The sequence below is a fragment of the Bifidobacterium sp. genome (genome assembly GCF_051876855.1).
Classification (GTDB): Bacteria; Actinomycetota; Actinomycetes; order Actinomycetales; family Bifidobacteriaceae; genus Bifidobacterium.
Genome location: NZ_JBJEIH010000121.1, coordinates 1 through 20,267, shown reverse-complemented (window position 1 = coordinate 20,267; position 20,267 = coordinate 1). Strand labels below are relative to the sequence as shown.

Genomic DNA, 20,267 nt, shown 5'->3' with positions numbered 1-20,267 from the left:
CAGCCAGTTCGCGCAGCAGGCTGCGAATCATGGCGATGCCCTGCGCCGACGAGTCGACAGCAGTCAACTGACCATGTCCGTCCAATCCGTCAAGCAGCTGGTAGGTTTCCACCACCGAGCCGGTGCCGACCACAATCACGGATGTCGCGCCCACCATATGCTCGAGCGCCCGCAGCAGCTCCGCTTGCGCCGCCGACCCTTGGGGAATGCCGGCTTCGGTGGCACTTGCCCTCGCCCTTGCAAGATCGGGGGATTGACGGCCAAGGGCGTGCTCTTCGACATTGGTCCAGATGGCGGTAAGTGGTGACTGTGGTGTGTGTTCCATGACATTCGTCCCCATGAGATGGATGGTGCCGGCGACTGCATGGGGTGTGCCGCCGCCGGATGCGGATTGCGGAATGCGCCGTGTCCCGGCGTTTCCGGACGCTCAGCGTTCCTTGACTTTGGCGATGAGCTGCCAGATTTCCTCGCCGACATCAATACCGCGCGGGCAGTGACGCGAGCAGGCTCGAACCGACTGACATGCTGCGATGCCGTCCGCGGTGTCGATTGCGTCCATACGCGCGTCGGCTGCGGTATCGCGCGAATCGTTGATGAACCGTGAAGCCGTGATCAGCGCGGCTGGTCCGATAAACGCTTCGCCGCCGGCGAACACCGGGCAGCTGCCCTCGCATACGCCGCACGCGATGCAGTTGCTCAGCGTTTCATACGCGGCGAGTTGTTCCGGCCGTTGCAGGTATTCGAACACGTCAATCTTGCCGTCCCTCGTGGTGGCGAGCTTGCCGTCCGCCTGCAGATACGGTTTCAGGCGCTTGATTTGCTCGAGCATCGGGTCGATGTCGGCAATCAGGTCACGCTGTACAGGGAATCCCGGCACCGCCGACAATTCAACGATGAGAGGAGAGCCGTCAGGGGCGCCCGAGGCGTCTGAAGTATCTGAGACATCCGCAGCGTTGTCGCTGGAGGCGGCATCCGCTCCCGCTGTTTTGCGGAAACCCTCGGCGTCAGCGGTGTTCTGCGCGGTTTGGGCAACCGCCCAGTCCTTGACTTTCGCCGTGCACAGTAGCGTCGGGGTGCCGTTGATGGCGACGGCGTCCGAACCGCACATGCCGTGTCCGCAGGAATAACGGAACGCGAGGCTTGGATCCTGTGTGCGTTTGATATCAAGCAGACAATCCAGGATTGTGGTGTCCGGCAGTACCGAGAGCAGATAATCTTGGGTCCACTGTTTGCCGCGAGGGCGTCTGCGGGCGGTTCCCGAGCCGAAGGGAGATCCCTGTTTCGCGAACGGGCTGCCGGAGCGGGCGCGGTCGCGTTCGGGGCGCGGGGTGAACCGATGCACCCGCAGCGTCACCTGGACACGGGTCCCGTCATTGCCATTCATTGCCAGCCTCCTGTTGTCAAAACCGAATATAGTGTGCCACGAGCGGTGCCCGATTAGTATTCGCGTGCCTGCGGAGGCATGTCGAGAATATGCACGGGCTGCCAGGCGACCGTACCTGTGCCGGCGACCATGGAGTGGGCGAGATACTGCTTGTCATCGCGGTCCGGGTAGTCGGTGCGTTTGAGCGATCCGCGGGATTCATGCCGCGCGTCCGTGGCACGCAGCATCGCCTTGGCGAGTTCCAGCAGATGGCGGACTTCCCAGATGGCGGTGACCTCCTGATTGAACGCCGGTGAGTCGCTGTGCGCATGCAGTGCGCGCGCCCGCTCGGCGAAATCCCCGTCCACCAGTTGCAAAGCCTCGGCGATGCTGTCATGATCGCAACGGACTGCAAGCGCGCGTTCCATCGCGGAACCGAGGTCTGCCAGCAGCTGGTAGGCGTTGTCGTCTTGCAGGGTTTGCGGCTGCGGTGACGCCCCGCTGCCGGTGCTTTCACCGGCTTGCCCGGTCGGTTCGAGCAGACCGGCGAGCTCCGTTCGGCGCGTTTGCGCGGTGGTTTCGACAGCGTCTTGCGACGAATCTTCAGCCGCGGCATCATCCGGATTCGCAACGGCATGAGAATCGGCGATACGTGTTGCCACGGCGGCACCTGCGCGCTGTCCGAACAGGCAGGCGTCCAGCAGGGAGTTGCCGCCGAGACGGTTCGCGCCGTGGACGCTTACGCAGGAGCATTCACCCGCGGCATACAGGCCTGCGACCTTGTGCCGAGCGCCGTCCGCCCAAGTGTAGACTTCGCCGTCAGTGGTGATGGGGATACCGCCCATCGTGTAGTGGGCTGTCGGTTTGACCGGCACATAGTCCTTGGTCGGATTGATACCCGCATAATCCTCAATGGTTTCAACGACTTGGGGGAGCACTGCGTGCATATGCTCCGGGTCGATGCCGGTCATATCAAGCCAGACGCAATCGCGCGGGCCTTGCGGGTCCTTCGGATCGGCGACGCCGCGACCGGCGTCGATTTCCGCCATGATGGAGCGACTCACCACGTCACGCGCCGCGAGGTCGGCGTGTCCAGGCGCATACCGCTGCATGAACGCTTCGCCGTCGCTGTTGCGCAGCACGCCGCCTTCCGCGCGCGCCGCTTCGGAGATAAGGATGCCGGTATGGGCGAGCCCCGTGGGATGGAACTGCACGAATTCGCTGTCTTCAAGCTGCAGACCGGCTTCAAGGGTGAGTGCCATGCCGTCTCCGGTCAGATCCCACGAGTTCGACGTGGTATGGAACAGACGCCCGGCGCCGCCTGTGGCGAGCAGCACGTTGCGTGCATGCAGTGCGTGCACCTTGCCGGTGTGCGTGTCGTAGGCGACGACGCCCTCCGCGCGCTCGTGGCGGTCGTCGAGCACCAGGTCGGTGACATACCATTCTTCGGCGAATTCGACGCCCTGGGCCACGCACTGCTGCCACAGGGTATGCAGAATCTGATGGCCGATACGATCCGCCGCATAGGCTGCGCGCGGCACTGGTTGCTGGCCAAAACGGGCGGTATGGCCACCGAACTTGCGTTGTGCGATATGGCCGTCGGCGGTGCGCGAGAACGCGACCCCTGAACGTTCGAGATTGATGACGGTGGCGGGCGCCTCTTGTGCGAGCAGCTTCGCCGCATCCTGGTCGACCAGCCAATCGCCGCCTTTGACCGTATCGTAATAATGCCAATGCCAATCATCCTCGGAAACGTTGCCGAGGCTCGCCGCAATGCCGCCTTCAGCGGAACCGGTGTGCGAACGTAAGGGCTGGAGCTTGGAGACCACCAGGATCTTCGGTGCGCGCCCCTCCTGCGTCATCTGCGCGATGCGTTCCGAACGCAGCAATCCGAGCGCCGCGGACAATCCGGCGGCACCCGCTCCAACAATCAGGGCATCGTACATCTGTTCCACATGTTTCGGACTCATACCTTCGATTCTCGCACAAGGCAGGACGAAGCGCCCAGCCGTCGGCGCAACGGGGCGAGTCGGCGGGCGTCGGCGGGATAATGGTGGTATGGGCCAATCGTTCAATACTCAGGTGTACGACATCGTCAGACGGATTCCCGCGGGTTGTGTCGCCACGTACGGTCAGGTCGCCGCGCTCGCCGGTAGACCACGCAATGCGCGCATGGTCGGCTATGCGTTGCACTCCAATCCCGAGCCCGGAGTGATTCCCTGCCATCGGGTCGTATTCAGGGACGGCTCGCTCGCTCCCGGATTCGCATTCGGCGGACCGGACCGGCAGCGCGCGCTCCTTGAAAGCGAAGGCGTGATGTTCACCGAGGCCCGTCAACAAGGCAATGCCGGCGCGGACGGCCCGCGGGTCGATCTCAGCCGCTGCCAGTGGCAAGCTTGAATCCCTCTGGTCCGCAGGTGACGACGCCGTCCAGCTCCATCAGTCCCAGTTCGGCGAGGACATCCCGGGATTGAGTCGGTCTCGCCGACGAATCATCTTGGGTTATCGCTGCAACGAGGCGTTCTGGCGGCATCGGGCGACGCCGTGCGCGCATGATGGTGATCAGACGCTCACGCAGGCCCTCGGGTGACGGCGCACCAGCAGCCTCGACATCTGGCAGTTCGGCGAGGTGTGCTTCTGTGGATTTCGGTGCCTGCGCGGTGCCTGCGAGGTCTGCGACACCGCTTGTGGCAGGCCGGTGGGCGGCATGACAGATGTCGGCAACCGTCTCGCAGCTGCACAGCAGCATCGCTTTGCCGTCCGCGATCAGCCGGTTGCATCCGCCGTTGCTTGGCGTGGTGATATCCCCGGGGGCGGCGTAGATGTCACGGTTCAGTTCCGTCGCCCATGTGGCGGTGTTGAGCGCGCCTGATCGCCGGCGGGCTTGCGCCACGACCACGGTGGACGCAAGCGCGGCGATGATGCGGTTGCGCAGCAGAAACCGGTGGGGCTGCGGCACGGTGCCGGGGAATGATTCGCTGATGAGCGCACCCTTATTCGCTATGATTGCGTCGAACAGCAGCTGGTTGCTGCGCGGGCCGATATGGGTCAGTCCGCCGGCGAATACAGCGATGGTCGGCCCGGCTGAATCCCCGTACTGCTCCCTTGCCCGGATCGCTCCCCAATGGGCGGCTGCGTCGGCGCCCATCGCCCCGCCGGAGACCACGGTGTGCCCGTCGCCGGCGGCATGACGTCCGAGGCTGTACGCGACGGTACGCCCGTATTCGTTGACACCGCGTGAACCGACGATTGCCAGCGGTCTGTCACAGGCCTTGAGCGCAGGAGCATATCCCAGGCCCCACAGGCACAGCGGCGCCGCCCAATCCTTGCGGACGGACAAATCGTCGACGTGCTCAGGCCACAGAGCACTGTCCGGGCCGATCAGCCAGTACCTCCCATCCGCCGTCGCATGCGACCAGATTGCTTCGGCCAGTGCTTGAGGCATCGGGCAACAGTCATCTTGCCTGTCATCGTGCCGGTCATACCAAGGCGCCTCTTCGAACCCGAAATCGTGGTGTATGAGCCCCAAACTGGTGAACAGGTCGTGCAGACGGGTCTGCCACCCTTCCAAGGACTTGCGGAAGGTGGCTAACGCGCGGGAATCCGCCCGCAGCCCCCACCGCGCTGCACCGGTGACGAACCATTCTTCCAATCTGCTGGCTGCCATCGGTCGCAGCCACTGCATGCGTTCCGGCGCCCACGAGGCGCTCGAATGCATCGCCGACAGCACATTCCACGCGTCGGGAGCGCCTTTGAGTGTCGCGAACATCAAGGCGTCCGCGCTGTCGGTGCAATAGGTGAGAGCCGCTCGCGCAAGTGTGTCGTCGCTCGGACGGGCAAAACCATGGCCGTGTTCCCCGGTCGGGGATGATGGCGGCGCGGTCGTCGGCGCGGTCGTCGGCGCGGCCGGCGCGGTCGATGCGGCCGGCGCGGTCGATGCGGCCGGCGTGGTGGAGGAGGGGTGTACTGATGACATGGAGGCCTCTCTTTCAGAGCAATCGGTGGAATCCGCTTGGAATGCGGAGTGTCGGGATGAACGGATGCTGTCGAATGTGCTGAATGGACGGTATCGGACGGGCTGCGCCGCCGGAAAACCGTCACCGCATACGGGTCCTGAGCGCGATGCCTTGCGCCATATCCTGCCTGTCTGGCGACGTCCCGCCGCGCATATCCGCAAGCGTCCACGCCAGACGCATCGCCCGGTCGGCACCGCGAAGGCTCAACCGCCCGGAATCCAAGGCGCGGTTGACCAGTTCGATGGCTTGCCGTGACGTATGCTCGCGCAGCCACACGCCGTCCGCCTGCGCATTGCACGTCCAGCCGTACCCCCGGAACCGTTCCGCCGCGCAATCGCGAGCTTCGCTGACCTCAGCGCGCATGGTCGCACTGTCCTTGCCGTTCGCGCCCTGATCGCCGATTGTGATCTCATTGATGGGCGGGACTTCCACCTGGATGTCGATGCGATCGAGAATCGGACCGGACAGCCTTGAAAAATAGCGGATTCGGTCGCGTTCCCTGCACGTGCAGCGCTCGCCGTCGCCATAGGCGTACCCGCACGGGCAAGGATTTGCGGCCATGACCAACTGGAACCGGGCAGGATACCAGGCGGTGCCTTTGGCCCGGGACAAGGCGATACACCCGGATTCCAATGGTTCACGAAGCGTCTGCAACGCTCGTGTGGAGAATTCCGGGGCTTCGTCCATGAACAGGATGCCGCGATGCGCGCGGGTGATCGCCCCGGGGACGGCGACGCCTGATCCGCCGCCGACCAATGCGGCCGAGGATGCGGTATGGTGCGGTGCCTCATACGGTGGGACATCGGTGATGCCGAATCGTGGAAGCGTCCCGCACAGCGAACGCACCGAAGCGACTTCAAGCTGCTCATCCTCGCCGAGTGGACGCATGATGCCGGGCAATCGTGAAGCGAGCATTGTCTTGCCCGCTCCGGGAGGACCGACCAGCAGCGCGTGATGGCCGCCTGCCGCGGCGACCTGCAATGCCCATTTCGTGTGATCCTGCCCGATGACTTCGCTCATATCGCCGATAGCGGGAGCGTCCATGCGTTCGCCATCGGGCAGATCGTCACCATGCGACGGCGACAGCGTGTACTTCGCATGGCCGCCTAGCAGCTCGATGAGCTCTCCGACATGCCGCACGCCGGTCACGGCGATGTCGGGGACGAGCTCGGCCTCCTCGATATTCGCCGCCGGTACGATGACACGCGACATGCCCTGTGATTTCGCGTGCACAACGGCTGGAAGCACCCCCGGAACCGGCAGCACGCTGCCGTCGAGATTGAGTTCGCCGAGCACTACGGTCCGTTCCAGCGCCTCACCGCTGATTTTCCCGGCCGCGCCGAGTACGCTCGCAGCAATCGCCAGATCGTGTGCGGAACCGCGTTTGGGCATTGAAGCGGGGGAGAGGTTCACCGTCACCCGGGTCTGTGGCCATGAGAATCCTGCAGCCTGGCATGCCGATCGAACCCGCTCCCGCGCCTCGCTCAAGGAGGTGTCGGGAAGCCCGATGATTGAGAAATACGGCAATCCTTGCGATACGAATGCCTGCATATGCACGGTGAACGCTCGCAAGCCGAGGAACCCGATGGAGGAAGCGCTGCCAATCCTCGCCATCAGAACGCCCCCGGGATATGCCGCAGGTCCACATCCGAGCCGCGCACCTGGATGCTGACCACGTCGAACCGAATGCCTCGGTAATACGGCGTGTTCTCCCGCCGTTGGGAAAGCCACAACCGTCCCGCCTTGCGCAGCGCCGCCTGTTTGGCTGCGTGCACGGCTTCCTCAGGGGCGCCGAACCGGGTCGTACGCCGGGTTTTGACCTCGACGAACACCAGGGTGAGGTCGTCGGCCAGCATGATTAGGTCGATTTCCCCATAGCGGGTCCGCCAGTTGGAGGCGATCAGATGCCAATCGCGTCCAATCAGCGAATAGGCGGCGTACTGTTCTCCGGTGGCACCCAGCGTTTTCGCTGAAGTGCAGGGGTCGAGCATGACCGCCCTACAGTGGGTGAGCATGCTCGAAGCCTGCTCGTGGGCGTGCGGAAAACTACATGGCTGTGGTGTTTGATAGTCATTCATGGGCTTATTGCACCATGCCGTGACCGTCCGGCGCCAGCGTGACGGGACAATGTGGTCAAAAGTTGAACGGAAGCGGTTAAGCCCCTGTAATCAGCTATAGATCACCTGTCAGTGACGGACCAGTCCGGTCAAATCGCCCAAATCAAGTTCGAAACTCACGCCGCGTTCCTCATGATGCGGCTGATCGGCCGTATGGATCATTGCATGGCGGACGAATTCGCCGGCGATCTTCGCGGATTGCGCCAGACCGCGCCCCGCCATAATCGCCCCGCACATGGCGGAGGCGTAAGCGTCCCCGGTGCCATGCGTCATATACGGCAGCTTGTCGTGGATCAGCTCACGCTTGCCCGCGATACCGGTGGAGGCGCTCACCACATAGTTGCGCAGCGTGCCGTCCTCGCGATCGATGCCCTTGAGCACGATGTTCCTGGCGCCCAAGGCGAGCAGGGCCTCCAGCATATCGTCAACCTGCCGGTCGTCGAGATTCTGCCCCGGATAGTCCCGGCCGGTCAGGATGCTCGCCTCGGTCAGATTCGGCATGAGCACGTCAGCGCCATCGACCAGATCGCCCATGGCCTGGCACAGCTGGTCCGTGTACGTCGGATACATCTCGCCGCCGTCACCCATCACCGGGTCCACCAGACGCAGCGCATGCGGGTATTCCCGATACAGCCGCTTGATAATCGCGACCTGATCTGCCGAACCCAGAAAACCGCTGTACACTCCGTCGAGATCGACGTTCTCCTGCCGCCACGCGTCCAAGTAGCCGTTCAGGATATCGGTCGTGTCGTGCATGGTGAACACACGGTATCTGGTGTGCGCTGAGAACAGGGCGGTCGGCACCGGGCACACATCGCACCCGGCGGCCGAAAGAATCGGGATCGCCGCCGTCAACGAGCATTTGCCATATCCGCACATGTCATGTACTGCGGCCACGCGAGGAATATACTTCGGATCTCGCTGGTAGAGCGTCACGTCCTGTGCTGTTGCATCTTGATTTACGTCTTGGGTCATGGGAAGCCTTTCTTCTCGCCGGCTTTGCGGCGGCGTCGCCAACGACTGTAGTCTGCGGCCTTGTCCTGTCGGCATTCGAGCTGCGGCGGGGCCGCCCATCGGCGTCGCGCGCATGTCGCGTGTCCGGCGTGTCGCGTGCTTCCGGGCAAGTTTTTTCGTGTTTCCCGATGTCGGCAATCCCATGCATTGCAAGGGATGTTAAGCGGTTATAGCCAAGTGCGATAACGGCGGGGTTGCAGGGCTTGCGCGGCTGACCTAATGTCTCAATCAACACCTCACCAACCGGTTGCAAGACCGGGCATCGAGGACAAGACGGACACCACCACCAAACCAAGGAGCAACATCATGGCCGAAAAGAACAACCACTACCGCTTCGAGACCCTCCAGCTGCACGTCGGCCAGGAGCAGGCCGATCCCGCCACCGATTCCCGCGCGGTCCCGATCTACGCTACCACGAGCTATGTCTTCCATGACTTCGATCACGCTGAGGCACGCTTCGGTCTCCAGGATCCGGGCAACATCTACGGCCGCCTGACCAACACCACCGAGGGTGTGTTCGAGGACCGCATCGCCGCGCTCGAAGGCGGCACCGCCGGCCTCGCCGTCGCATCCGGTGCAGCCGCCGTCGAATACGCGGTGCGCAACATCACGCAGACCGGCGACCATATCGTGGCTTCCAAGCACATCTACGGCGGCACCTTCAACCTGCTGCGCCACACGCTTCCGCGTGACGGCGTGAACACCACCTTCGTCGAGCCGAGCGACCCGAAGAACTTCGAGGACGCCATCCAGGACAACACGAAGCTCGTCTACATCGAGACCTTCGGCAACCCGAACGCCGACCTCGCCGACATCGAGGCCATCGCCGACATCGCGCACAAGCACAACCTGCCGCTCGTCGTCGACAACACCTTCGCCACCCCGTACCTGTTCCGTCCGCTGGAGCACGGCGCCGACATCGTCGTGGAATCCGCCACGAAGTTCATCGGCGGCCACGGCACCACCCTGGGCGGTGTGATCGTCGAAGGCGGCAAGTTCGACTGGGCCGCAGTCCCGGGCAAGTTCCCGACCCTGACCGAGCCGGATCCCTCCTACCACAACCTCAACTTCTATGAGGCCCTCGGCCCCGTGGCCTTCGTGACCCGCGCCCGCGCCATCCTGCTGCGCGACACCGGCGCCACGCTCTCCCCGTTCGCCGCGTTCCTGCTCCTGCAGGGCACCGAGACGCTGTCCCTGCGCGTCGAGCGCCACGTACAGAACGCCCTGAAGGTCGTCGAATACCTGCAGACCGTGCCGGAAGTCGAGTCCGTGAGCCATCCGGCGGTCCCGGGACGCGCCGACCACGATCTGTACGCGAAGTACTTCCCGAACGGCGGCGGCTCCATCTTCACCTTCGACATCAAGGGCGGCAAGGACGCGGCACGCGTGTTCATCAACAACCTGCACCTGTTCTCGCTGCTCGCGAACGTCGGTGACGCCAAGTCCCTCGTCGTGCACCCGGCTTCCACCACGCACTCCCAGGAATCCCCGGAGGAGCTTGAGGACCAGGGCATCCACCAGGGCACGATCCGCCTGTCCATTGGCCTCGAGAACATCGATGACATTATCGAGGACCTCGAGGGCGGCTTCAAGGCGCTGCGTGAGTCCGGTCTGGCCAAGTGACGCCAAGTAAGTACACGCAGGTGCGAGCATAGCCTTGTGCGATTGGTTGCGCGGGCGCGGCGAGCGATCGTCGCGCCCGCGTTTTTGTGATGTTGTAGTCGTGATGTCGTCATCGCGGCTTGGCCGTCAAGCCATGATTGGCGCGGCTTGGCAGCCGGGTTTTCATGACGTTGCACGTGAACTTGCGATTGGCGGGGCATCCGTGGATTGCGTTCTGAGCACAATGTCCTCGACACTATGGAATGTTGATAGTGGACTTCGCATGCCGTACACGTGCGCCATACACGTCCGCAACTGCGCCCGCGTGGCCGGTTCGCGTGACAACCGCACAGCATGACCCCATCGAATGAGAGAAAGAGCCGACCATGAAGAACAGCAGTCGTACCTTCCTGCACCGGGCCGCAATCGCGGTCCTCGCCGCATCCGCGATGATGCTGTCGGGGTGCTCATCGGGGCCGTCCGCGGGCGCGTCCGCTTCAGCGTCATCGAGTGCCGGGAACATCGTCACCGTAAATAATGTGGAGCCCGCCGCAGGGCTGATTCCGAGCAATACCGACGACCTTGCCGGATGGAAGGTGGCCACACAGCTGTACGAAGGTCTGGTCACCTTTGACGCCGCAGGCAAACTGGTGTATGCGGACGCCACGTCCATCACCCCGAACGCCGACGCCTCGAAGTACACCATCAAACTGCGTTCGGGACTCGTCTTCTCCGACGGCGAGAAGATCACCGCCTCCACCTACGCGAAATCATGGTCCTTCGCCGCCAACGCTGCCAACGGGCAGCTCGGCGCCGCGATATTCTCCACCATCAAGGGGTACGACGCGCTGCAAGACGAAAACGGCGACAAGAACGCCCAGCTGTCAGGTCTGAAGGTCGTCAACGACACCACGCTCGACGTCACGCTCGCCGCACCCGACTCCTCATTCCCGTACAAGGTCGGCGATGTAGCGTTCCTGCCATTGCCTGCCAGCGCGTACAAGGACATCGACGCATTTGGCGAACACCCGGTTGGCAACGGCCCGTACAAGCTCGCCTCATGGTCGCATGACAAGGAAATCAAACTCGTGCCCAACCCCAAGTACACCGGGCCGCGCAAGGCGAAGAACAAGGGAGTGGCATACGAACTGTACACCAGCCTCGACGCCGCATACTCCGACCTGCTGGCAGGCAACCTCGACGTGTTGGATTCCATTCCGTCAAGCGCGCTGAAAACTTACAGCAAAGAACAGTTGCAAACCGTGAGCAAGCCCGGCCCCGGCTTCAAATCCTTCACGATACCGCAGAATATGGCGCACTTCTCCGGCAAGGAAGGCAAGCTGCGCCGCGCCGCGATCGCCCATGCCGTCGACCGTGAGACGATTATCAAGAAAGTCCTGTACGGCACTGCCACCAAGGCTACCGACTTCACTGCGCCGACCATCGCCGGATACAGCAAGATTCTCTCCGGCGCCTCCGTACTCGATTACGATGCGGCACAAGCCAAGAAACTTTGGAAACAGGCGGATGACATCAACCCGTGGGAAGGGACTTTCCGACTCGCCTACAGCACGGACAGCGGCAACAAGCCGTGGATCGATGCGATTTGCAATTCCATCACGAACGCGCTCGGTATCGACGCGCAACCGCTGATTTTCTCGACATCCAAGGAGCTGAGCACCGCGATCCACAACCGAACGGTCGGCGCCGCGTTCATCCAAGGCCTGCAATCTGATTATCCGCACCCCGAAGGGTACCTGGTACAGGCGTATGACTCCGCGTCTGCGGACGGCAAGGGCCTGAACAACGGCGACTACAAGAGCGCCGCATTCGACGCGCTGATCGACCAGGCTGCGCGCCAGACCACGCTCGACGGGGCGATCGGTTACTATCACAAGGCCGAGGAACTGCTGTTCGAGGACCTTCCCGTGATTCCGCTGTGGTATACGAATGTGACGGCAGGCGCCGGCAAGCAAGTCGGTTCGCTGTCCTTCAACTACATGGGACTGCCGGACTATTACAAGCTGACGGTCAAAGGCTGAGCCGCGGGGTTCACGCGATATGGACGGGGGAGTCGATCGCGGGCCCGGTATACGTAAGATATCGGCCTGATGCACCCGCATTCGGGTGCGTCAGGATCGATTGTTCAGGAAGAGAGGGAATATGGCCGCACAAGCCAAAGCGAAATTCCAAGCAAGTATGATTCCGCTGATCGCCATCATGACCGCACTGACCACGGTGCTGACCATGCTGGTGAAGCTGCCGACGCCGACACGCGGGTATCTCAACCTGTCCGATGCGATGATCTTCTTCTCCGCCTACGCGTTCGGCCCGTGGGTCGGCGGCGTGATTGGCGGACTGGGGCCGGCGCTGTCGGACCTGCTGTCCGGTTATCCGCAGTGGGCGGCGTTCACCTTCGTCATCGACGGGCTGCAAGCCGTGCTCGTCGGGCTGATTGTGCGTAAGTTCCGTCCGGCCAATATGATTGTCGGCTCAGTCATCGCCGGCGTGTGGAAAGTGTTCGGCTACCTCATCGCCGGAGGCATCCTGTCCGGCTGGGGGCCGGCCTTGGGCGAGGTTCTGGGCAACACCGGCCAGATGGTTGTCGGTCTGGTCATCGCCTACGCCCTGTTCGCCGCGGTCCGCAAGGCCTATCCGCCGCTGGTGCGCATGGGCAATCTGGGTGTTAAGCCCGCCGTTGCGATTCCTGAGGACAAGGCAGAGACATCCGCTGACAACGGCAACGGCGCAACCACCGGTGCCAACACAAGTAGCGATGCCGCAGAGCGGACCGAAACGTCGGGTTCCAGCCATCCGACGGGCAGCGTCAACTGAAGCACGCTGACGGCGACAGCGGCATAGGCAATCGAACGACCTGATATGAGCGACGCCCCGATTATCACGGCGAACCACCTCAGCTGGTGGTATACCCCGCAAACCGACGACGGTGAACCGGTCAAGGCATTGAACGAGCTGGATTTCTCAGTCCCGTCCGGATCATTCACCGGTATCATCGGCCCGACCGGGGCAGGCAAATCCACGCTGTGCATGGCGCTTGCCGGCATCATCCCGAATCCGGACGACGGCACCATGCGCGGCACGATGACCGTCGCCGGGCGCAACACCGCCGAATGCAGCATCGCCGAACTGTCAAGCGATGTCGGATACGTCCAACAGGACCCGGAATCCCAGCTGTTTTGTGCCAGTGTGGAAGACGAACTCGCCTTCCCGATGGAAAGCCGCGGTGTCGATCCCGGCCGTATGGACGAACGCATCGACGGGTTGCTGCACCTGGTCGGCATGGACGGGTATCGCCGGCGTGTGCCGACAAGTCTGTCAGGAGGGCAGATGCAGCGGGTGGCGATCGCCGCGGCTTTGGCCTGTCATCCGCGCATTCTCGTGCTTGACGAGCCGACGGCGGCGCTCGATCCGGAAGGCACCAGGGAGGTGTTCCGCGCGCTTGACACGATTCGCGCAACCCGCGGGTTGACGATTGTCATGGCCCAGCAGGATACGGACGGGCTGGCCCGATACGCTGACCACATCATGCTGTTGGATTCGGGCAGTATCGCGGCTCTGGGCGATACCACGCTGTTCGCAACACATCGGGACAAGCTGGTCGAGCTGGGAGTCGCCCTGCCGGGGCGCGAACCCGGCCCACCGGCGATTGTCACGGATGCTGCCGTGCGGACAGGGCAGGGGCAGCCCGCGATCAGCTTCGAGCACGTCACCTACCGGTATCCCGAAGGAGGCAACGGTTCCGCCGCCCTCGACGACGTGAATCTTGCCATCGACCGCGGTGCGTTCGTCGGTTTGATTGGACGCAACGGTTCAGGCAAAACCACCCTCGCCCGTCATCTCAACGGCATGTTGCAACCCAGTGCTGGCACTGTCATCGTTGACGGGCTGCATGTGGGTGGCCGCCGCGTCGGCGAGATGGCCTCCCATGTCGGGTACGCGTTCCAAAACCCCGACCATCAGATTTTCTGCTCCACCACGCGCGAGGAAATCGCCTTCGGGCCGTTGTGTCTCGGTGTGCCGCGCGAGGAAATCAGCCGTCGCGTCGACCAGTTGCTCAGCCGCTTCGGTCTCGAGGACGTCGCGGGACAATCTCCGGCGACCTTGGGCTACGGCCAACGCCGTCTGGTCGCCTTCGCGTCCGTCCTGGCCATGGACACGCCGATTCTCGTGCTGGACGAGCCGACCGCCGGGCTTGATCGCCGCCTGTCAGGCATGATGCTCGATGCCGCGTCGGAACGCAACCGGCAAGGCGTCACCATGGTGATGATCAGCCACGATATGCGTACAGTGCGCGAACGCTGCACCTATCTCATCGAACTCGAGGACGGACACGTGCGTGCCGCCGGGCCGATTGAGCCGCAGGAACACAAGCAGCAGGAACACGGACAGCTGGAACACGGGCTGCCGGAACCCTGCGAACACGGGGAGGACCGCTGATGGACGCCGACCTGTATGTTCCCGGCGACGGCTGGCTGCACCGCGTCGACCCGCGCGTCAAATTCCTCATCTCGCTCGTCCTGCTTGTCCTGTGCCTCGTATGGCGCAGCTGGCCGCTCATACTCGCAGCGTTGATTCTTGAACATCTCATGCTTCTTACTGACCATATTCCGTGGAAGAACATCGCATGGGTGTGGCGCATTCTCGCCGTCATCATCGCGCTGATTGTAGTGTTGTGGCCGATATTCGACCGTTCCGGCACGCATGCGCTCGTCGACTGGGGGTGGCTGCGGCTGACACAAGAGAACCTGCTCATGGCCGCGGTGATGGGGCTGCGCATTCCGGCGCTCGGTTTCGCCTGTTTCCTCACCCTGTTCACCACCAGCCAGGCGAAACTCATCCGTGGGGCGGTCGCTTTGGGCATGCCGTACAGCGCCGGTCTGACACTGGCGACCGCGTTGCGGTACATCCCGGTTTTCGCGCGGATTGTCACCCAGGTGCGTGACGCCCAACGTGCGCGAGGCCTTGATTTGTCCGGCGAAGGCGCACGGATGCGAGGCATCCGTAACCCGTTCGCGCTGATGCTGGCACGGGCGCGCGCATGGGTTCCGGTCATCGTCGCCGTGCTGATCCGCGCCTACCGGATGAGCCGCAGCGTCGGCTGGGCTATGGAATCGCGCGGATTGGGACTGCCCGGTGTCAAACGCTCCTACCGGGTGCGTCTGGCTATGCGTCCTGCCGATTGGGCGATTCTCGCGGTGACGGTCGCCTGCACCGCCCTTGCGATTACCACGTCGGTCGTTATGTGAGCTGTGCGCCCCGAGCCTGTGGAATCAGGCCGATCCGCGCGTGTATTACAGTTTCCCTGGAATCGCGTTCTTCCCGCCCCCGAGTGTGCCGTGCGCGCATTCGGGGATTCCACCCATGTCGTCATCCTTGGGGATGATTCCGCATCCATCTCGTTTTCCGTCTCGCGCATGATGGGTTTTCCGCCCGCATTCCGATAGATTGAGCATATACGTCCAGGAAAGGTTCCGGACGAACGAGTGGAGGGAAGATCCATGACAACCCCGAATCCCATAGCCGTCGAAGCTGTCGACTTGGTGAAGATCTACGGTACCGGCGAGAACGCGGTCCACGCGCTGCGCCACGTCAACGTCGCATTCGAACGAGGGAAGTTCACCGCGATCATGGGCCCGTCCGGTTCCGGAAAGTCCACGCTCATGCACACCCTTGCCGGCCTCGATTCCGCCACCAGCGGCCATATCCTGCTTGACGGCGCCGATATCACGACGATGAACGACAAGCAGCTGACCCTGTTGCGCCGGCACAAGATCGGATTCATCTTCCAAAGCTTCAACCTGCTACCGATGTTCACCGCCGAACAGAACATCCTGATGCCGCTGACCTTGGCCGGCCAGAAGCCCGATCGTAAGTGGTTCGACATGCTGGTGGACACGCTGGGCCTTCGCGAGCGGCTCGGCCACCGCCCGAACGAGCTGTCTGGCGGCCAGCAGCAGCGCGTCGCCATCGCACGTGCGCTCATCGGCAAGCCGTCCGTCGTTTTCGCCGACGAGCCGACCGGTAATCTCGATTCCGTCTCCAGCGCCGAAGTGCTGAGCTTCTTGAAGCGTTCGGTCAAGGAATTGGGGCAGACCATCATCATGGTCACGCATGATGCGGTCGCCGCCTCCTATGCGGACCGCGCCATCGTGTTCGCGGACGGCCAGATCGTCGCGGATGTCGAGCACCCGAGTGCCGACCAGATGAGCGAACTGCTCATGCAGGAACGACGCCGCGCTACCCTCAACCTGTCCGAAGGCGTGCCGCAGCCGCCTGTCGCCGCCATGCCGGATGCCGGCCTCAACCGCTGAATCAGACACGAGACAAGCAAGGACATTCCCATGTGGTCGATAACGATCAAAATGATGAAAAAGAACATGAAGATGCTGATTCCTGCGGGAATCGCCATCATGATCGGCACGGCGTTCATAGCCTGCACCTTCCTGTTCGGCAATACGCTTAACGACACCCTGCGCACCCAGCTGACCGCCCAGTATGCGCAGGCAAACTACATCGTCCAAAACACGTCTGCGATGAGCGGCTCGGATACGATGCCCACCGTGGGGGACGTGAAAACCAAGCAGATCAACGCCACTGACGGCGTGGAATCCACGTACATCCAGCAGAATCTTCCGGTCACCGCGTCGACGGGGGACAAGAGCGCCACGCTGCTCGCCATCAACGCGTCCAGCGACGACCGCTTGCTGCCGGTCAAGATGGTCAAAGGCCACCAGCCGACGGGAGACGGGCAGATTGCGCTTCCGTCTAAGCTCGCCGACCAGCTGTCGGTGAACATCGGCGACAAGGTGACGCTTGCCGCGAACTACGGTTCCGGCATCAGCGGCAGCGACAGCGTCGAACTGATGGTCTGCGGTTTCACCGAGGACACGAACGGCGCGTACGGCTCCTATGGCGGCGCCGCGGTGATCGGCGACAATACCATGGCGAAACTCCAAGGCGCAGACAGCGAATCCGATCTGATGTTCACGGGCATGACCTTGGACATCGACGAATCGAAGGTCGATGCCGCAGTCCCCGCGATCAGGAAGCTGCTTCCGGAAGGTTACAGCATCGAAACCCGGCAGAAGGCGGGGGATGAGGCACTCAAGTCGCTCAGCCAGTCCGGCACCAACGCTGTCACCGTGTTCCTCATGTGCTTCGGCATCCTCGCGATGTTCGTCGCCGCGCTCGTCATCGCCAACACCTTCCAGGTGCTGGTCGCCCAACGTCGCCGCACCTTGGCGCTGCTGCGCACCATCGGCGCACAGAAAGGCCAGCTGTACCGGTCCGTCATCGGCGAGGCGGCCATCCTCGGCTTGATTGCTTCGGCGTTGGGTATCGCATTCGGCTCCGCAATCATGGCAATCGTGGTGCACAGCCACGCGCTCGCGAGCCTCGGCATGACCGGCGGATTGGTATTCACCTGGCAGGTCTTCGTGATTCCGCTCGTCTTCGGCGTCGTCATGACCATGCTCGCCTCGATCGGGTCGGCGCGTTCGGCCACGCGAGTCACCCCGCTGGAAGCGCTGCGGCCTGTCGAAGTCAGCGACAATAAGCGGGCCGGCATTGTTCGGGGTATCATCGGCATCCTGCTCATCGCCCTCGGTCTGGTGCTGACTGTCGGCGCGGTGATGATGCTTCGTTCGGCGCTGGCATCCTCCTCAGATTTGAGCAACGGGTATTCGACGATGCTGTTGGGCGCTATCGCCGGATGCGCCCTGATTTTCATCGGCCTGGTGGTCACCGCGGCCTTCTGGATGCCGCTGCTCATGCGCCTCGGCGGGGCCCTCGCCGCGCTGTTCGGGCCGGCGGCGAAAATTGCGCACGCCAATATCCAGAAGAACCCGAGGCGTGTCGCCTCCACCGGCGTCGCATTGCTCATCGGCGTGACGCTCGTCTCGTGCATCGGAACCGGTGCCGCCTGCGCCAAGCAGACGATGAACAACACCCTCGACACGCATTACAGCGTGGATATGGTCGCCAAAGGTAGCAAGCTGAGCCAGTCCACCGCCAACAAAATCGCCAAGATTGACGGCGTGAAGACGACACTGTACGCGCCGATCGCCCGCGGTTCCGTCACTGTCGGCGGCGAGGAACGCAGCGCCACCCTGGTCGGCGTTCCCGATACGGCGACGCTGTCCAAGGTGCTGCGCGCGGACTTGGGCGGGGTCATCCTCGGTGAAGGCAAGGCCTTGGTACCAACGTATTCTGCGTTCACCGGCAAGGTTCTGTCGTTCAAGAACGGGCAGGTGAGCTTCACCGCTTCAGACGATAGTGGCAGCGGCGAAGTGTCCAGCGCCAACACGCTGACCTTCTCCGTCACCCAGCGGGATTACCGCAATGTCGATACGGATGTGAGCGTCACCCTGTTCGTCAACGAGTCCTACTTCCAGAGCAAGCAGGTACAGGCAGACGGGCACATGCTGCTCGCCGCGGTCGATACGTCCAAGGCTTCGGCTGTGGACATCATTACCAAAGCGCAGACGGCGATCGGCGAAAGCGCTGGGGCCTCTCTGTCCGGTCCGATCGCGGAACGCGTCCAATGGAACCAGATCGTCGATACGATGCTCGCGCTGCTGGTCGCTCTGCTCGCGGTCGCCGTGCTCATCGCCCTGATCGGCGTAGCCAATACGCTCAGCCTGTCGGTCATCGAACGCACCCGCGAATCCGCAACCTTGCGCGCCATCGGCATGACCCGCGGCCAGTTGCGCTGGTCGCTGGCGGTCGAATCGCTGGTTATCTCGCTGGTCGCCGGTATTGCGGGCGAAATCCTCGGTATCGCCTTCGGCTGGGTCGGCTCCTACATGGTGTTCAGCCTGTACAGCGACACCGTGTTCATCAGCGATTGGAAACTCAACCTGATCGTGCTTGTGGTCGCCGCGGTGGCCGCTCTGCTCGCCAGCGTCTTCCCCGCACGGCGCGCAGTCAAGACGCCGCCGGTCGAGGCGCTCGCCGAAGCCTGATTCAGGCGTCCCGCCGGCCGGGAGCGACCGGGGATGCGGATTGCAGATAACTCGACAGACACGTTGTGGCCCGTCATTGCCTTGAGCAGTGGCGGGCCACAGCGTATCTGCATACCGGCGTGCAGTTTGGCGCGTCGCGTCTACGGGCGGACCAGCCCGTTTTCGTAGGCGAAGACAACAGCTTGCACCCGGTCGCGCGCGTTGATTTTCGCGAGGATATGCGCCACATGCGTTTTCACGGTCGGCAGGCTGATGAACAGTTTGTCGGCGATTTCCTGATTGCTCAGCCCGTGCGCGATTTCAATGAGCACCTCGCGCTCGCGTTCGGTCAGTTCGTTCAGCTCAGGATCTGTGTACTGCGCTTCATTGCCGCTGGACGCCCCCGATTGCATGGTGGGGGCGAGCTTACCTTCGACCATGTTTTCGATCAGCCGCTTGGTCGCGGACGGGGCGATGATCGCGTTGCCCTGGTACACGGTACGGATGGAGGCGAGCAGGGTCTCCGGCTCGGTGTCCTTGAGCAGGAAGCCCGACGCGCCCGCATTGATGGCGGACATCACATATTCGTCCAAATCGAACGTGGTCAGGATGATGACGCGGGTGACTCGTCCGGTGTCGTCGGCATTCTCGGCGTCGCCGCCGGGTGTGTCGCTGGGGTGAGAGGCCACGGATTCCATTGCGGTGATGCGGCACGTCGCCTCGATCCCGTCCATGCCGGGCATACGCACGTCCATGAGTACGACGTCAGGATGCAACTCTTGTGCGAGCGTGACCGCCTGATCGCCGTCGCCGGCTTGTCCGACGACCTCCATATCCGTCTGGGATCCGATGACCATGGCGAATCCGGCACGGACGAGTTCCTGGTCATCGGCGATGACCACACGGATGTGCTGCTGTTGATTCATAGTCTCCACTGTATCCGCAGGTGGGGGCGTGCGCCAGGATGCGGCACGGTTCGCGCGCAATCCCATGCGGCGTACGAGGCTGGGGAGGCAATGGCAAGGAGGGGCGGATGCGTGGTTGGCGCGGTGATGTACTGCACTCCTGAGATACTGGACGACGTATCATGCTCGGGAACGATCATGGCGGACGTGCGGGCTGATACCGGACAAGGCGTCTGGAACAAGCCACGGCGGCGATTCCGTTGCGGCATGGAGCACAAGGAGTTGCC

General features: G+C 63.0%; 15 protein-coding genes and 1 pseudogene. 8 read left to right on the top strand and 8 right to left on the bottom strand.

Features of this window, described 5'->3' with window-relative positions:
• The 3 genes and pseudogenes from ACI38B_RS07935 to ACI38B_RS07925 all read right to left on the bottom strand — a co-directional run.
• A pseudogene (locus ACI38B_RS07935) lies at window positions 1-325 on the bottom strand (O-methyltransferase); the annotation flags it as partial.
• 102 nt (window positions 326-427) lie between these two features.
• Window positions 428-1,384, bottom strand: coding sequence for a succinate dehydrogenase/fumarate reductase iron-sulfur subunit (locus ACI38B_RS07930; RefSeq protein WP_439730267.1), 957 nt, complete (start codon window positions 1,382-1,384; stop codon window positions 428-430).
• Window positions 1,385-1,437: 53 nt separating this feature from the next.
• Window positions 1,438-3,333, bottom strand: a complete 1,896-nt coding sequence (locus tag ACI38B_RS07925) for an FAD-binding protein (RefSeq protein ID WP_439730266.1) — start codon at window positions 3,331-3,333, stop codon at window positions 1,438-1,440.
• 88 nt (window positions 3,334-3,421) lie between these two features.
• Here ACI38B_RS07925 and ACI38B_RS07920 point away from each other — a divergent pair, with 88 nt between their 5' ends.
• The gene (locus ACI38B_RS07920) at window positions 3,422-3,763 is read left to right on the top strand and encodes an MGMT family protein (protein WP_439730265.1); all 342 of its coding nucleotides are present in this window, start codon (window positions 3,422-3,424) and stop codon (window positions 3,761-3,763) included.
• Here ACI38B_RS07920 and ACI38B_RS07915 read toward each other — a convergent pair.
• The 4 genes from ACI38B_RS07915 to ACI38B_RS07900 all read right to left on the bottom strand — a co-directional run bounded on the left by ACI38B_RS07915 (window position 3,738) and on the right by ACI38B_RS07900 (window position 8,471).
• A complete protein-coding gene (locus ACI38B_RS07915; RefSeq protein WP_439730264.1) occupies window positions 3,738-5,339 on the bottom strand; it encodes a DNA-processing protein DprA in 1,602 nt (533 codons plus the stop codon). The genes ACI38B_RS07920 and ACI38B_RS07915 overlap by 26 nt on opposite strands.
• Before the next feature lie 121 nt (window positions 5,340-5,460).
• Window positions 5,461-6,993: a YifB family Mg chelatase-like AAA ATPase gene (locus tag ACI38B_RS07910; RefSeq protein WP_439730263.1), complete on the bottom strand. Its 1,533-nt coding sequence runs from the start codon at window positions 6,991-6,993 to the stop codon at window positions 5,461-5,463.
• Window positions 6,993-7,457 carry a YraN family protein gene (locus ACI38B_RS07905; protein WP_439730262.1) on the bottom strand — a complete coding sequence of 155 codons (465 nt, stop codon included), beginning with the start codon at window positions 7,455-7,457 and terminating at the stop codon, window positions 6,993-6,995. Before ACI38B_RS07905 ends, ACI38B_RS07910 begins: the two co-directional genes overlap by 1 nt.
• A gap of 108 nt (window positions 7,458-7,565) precedes the next feature.
• Window positions 7,566-8,471, bottom strand: a complete 906-nt coding sequence (locus ACI38B_RS07900; protein ID WP_439730261.1) for a bifunctional hydroxymethylpyrimidine kinase/phosphomethylpyrimidine kinase — start codon at window positions 8,469-8,471, stop codon at window positions 7,566-7,568.
• A gap of 345 nt (window positions 8,472-8,816) precedes the next feature.
• On the opposite strand from ACI38B_RS07900, the gene ACI38B_RS07895 reads away from it, so the two are divergent.
• From ACI38B_RS07895 to ACI38B_RS07865, 7 genes are all read left to right on the top strand, one after another.
• Window positions 8,817-10,133, top strand: a complete 1,317-nt coding sequence (locus tag ACI38B_RS07895; RefSeq protein ID WP_439730260.1) for an O-acetylhomoserine aminocarboxypropyltransferase/cysteine synthase family protein — start codon at window positions 8,817-8,819, stop codon at window positions 10,131-10,133.
• 365 nt (window positions 10,134-10,498) lie between these two features.
• A complete protein-coding gene (locus tag ACI38B_RS07890) occupies window positions 10,499-12,154 on the top strand; it encodes a peptide ABC transporter substrate-binding protein (RefSeq protein WP_439730259.1) in 1,656 nt (551 codons plus the stop codon).
• 121 nt (window positions 12,155-12,275) lie between these two features.
• Window positions 12,276-12,947: an ECF transporter S component gene (locus tag ACI38B_RS07885; RefSeq protein ID WP_439730258.1), complete on the top strand. Its 672-nt coding sequence runs from the start codon at window positions 12,276-12,278 to the stop codon at window positions 12,945-12,947.
• 45 nt (window positions 12,948-12,992) lie between these two features.
• On the top strand, window positions 12,993-14,570 hold the full coding sequence (locus ACI38B_RS07880; RefSeq protein ID WP_439730257.1) for an ABC transporter ATP-binding protein: 1,578 nt from the start codon (window positions 12,993-12,995) through the stop codon (window positions 14,568-14,570).
• Window positions 14,570-15,379 carry an energy-coupling factor transporter transmembrane component T family protein gene (locus tag ACI38B_RS07875; protein WP_439730256.1) on the top strand — a complete coding sequence of 270 codons (810 nt, stop codon included), beginning with the start codon at window positions 14,570-14,572 and terminating at the stop codon, window positions 15,377-15,379. The genes ACI38B_RS07880 and ACI38B_RS07875 overlap by 1 nt, the downstream gene beginning before the upstream one ends.
• Window positions 15,380-15,631: 252 nt before the next feature.
• Window positions 15,632-16,444, top strand: coding sequence for an ABC transporter ATP-binding protein (locus ACI38B_RS07870; RefSeq protein WP_439730255.1), 813 nt, complete (start codon window positions 15,632-15,634; stop codon window positions 16,442-16,444).
• 30 nt (window positions 16,445-16,474) lie between these two features.
• Window positions 16,475-19,096 carry an ABC transporter permease gene (locus ACI38B_RS07865; protein ID WP_439730254.1) on the top strand — a complete coding sequence of 874 codons (2,622 nt, stop codon included), beginning with the start codon at window positions 16,475-16,477 and terminating at the stop codon, window positions 19,094-19,096.
• 140 nt (window positions 19,097-19,236) lie between these two features.
• Here ACI38B_RS07865 and ACI38B_RS07860 read toward each other — a convergent pair whose 3' ends face one another.
• Window positions 19,237-20,001: a response regulator gene (locus ACI38B_RS07860; protein WP_439730253.1), complete on the bottom strand. Its 765-nt coding sequence runs from the start codon at window positions 19,999-20,001 to the stop codon at window positions 19,237-19,239.
• Window positions 20,002-20,267 lie beyond the last annotated feature (266 nt).

What these genes read in the sequence shown, in the direction of transcription:
- ACI38B_RS07930 (WP_439730267.1), bottom strand. Translation starts at nt 1,384, where the DNA reads ATGAATGGCAATGACGGGACCCGTGTCCAGGTGACGCTGCGGGTGCAT.
- ACI38B_RS07925 (WP_439730266.1), bottom strand. Translation starts at nt 3,333, where the DNA reads ATGAGTCCGAAACATGTGGAACAGATGTACGATGCCCTGATTGTTGGA.
- ACI38B_RS07920 (WP_439730265.1), top strand. Translation starts at nt 3,422, where the DNA reads ATGGGCCAATCGTTCAATACTCAGGTGTACGACATCGTCAGACGGATT.
- ACI38B_RS07915 (WP_439730264.1), bottom strand. Translation starts at nt 5,339, where the DNA reads ATGTCATCAGTACACCCCTCCTCCACCACGCCGGCCGCATCGACCGCG.
- ACI38B_RS07910 (WP_439730263.1), bottom strand. Translation starts at nt 6,993, where the DNA reads ATGGCGAGGATTGGCAGCGCTTCCTCCATCGGGTTCCTCGGCTTGCGA.
- ACI38B_RS07905 (WP_439730262.1), bottom strand. Translation starts at nt 7,457, where the DNA reads ATGAATGACTATCAAACACCACAGCCATGTAGTTTTCCGCACGCCCAC.
- ACI38B_RS07900 (WP_439730261.1), bottom strand. Translation starts at nt 8,471, where the DNA reads ATGACCCAAGACGTAAATCAAGATGCAACAGCACAGGACGTGACGCTC.
- ACI38B_RS07895 (WP_439730260.1), top strand. Translation starts at nt 8,817, where the DNA reads ATGGCCGAAAAGAACAACCACTACCGCTTCGAGACCCTCCAGCTGCAC.
- ACI38B_RS07890 (WP_439730259.1), top strand. Translation starts at nt 10,499, where the DNA reads ATGAAGAACAGCAGTCGTACCTTCCTGCACCGGGCCGCAATCGCGGTC.
- ACI38B_RS07885 (WP_439730258.1), top strand. Translation starts at nt 12,276, where the DNA reads ATGGCCGCACAAGCCAAAGCGAAATTCCAAGCAAGTATGATTCCGCTG.
- ACI38B_RS07880 (WP_439730257.1), top strand. Translation starts at nt 12,993, where the DNA reads ATGAGCGACGCCCCGATTATCACGGCGAACCACCTCAGCTGGTGGTAT.
- ACI38B_RS07875 (WP_439730256.1), top strand. Translation starts at nt 14,570, where the DNA reads ATGGACGCCGACCTGTATGTTCCCGGCGACGGCTGGCTGCACCGCGTC.
- ACI38B_RS07870 (WP_439730255.1), top strand. Translation starts at nt 15,632, where the DNA reads ATGACAACCCCGAATCCCATAGCCGTCGAAGCTGTCGACTTGGTGAAG.
- ACI38B_RS07865 (WP_439730254.1), top strand. Translation starts at nt 16,475, where the DNA reads ATGTGGTCGATAACGATCAAAATGATGAAAAAGAACATGAAGATGCTG.
- ACI38B_RS07860 (WP_439730253.1), bottom strand. Translation starts at nt 20,001, where the DNA reads ATGAATCAACAGCAGCACATCCGTGTGGTCATCGCCGATGACCAGGAA.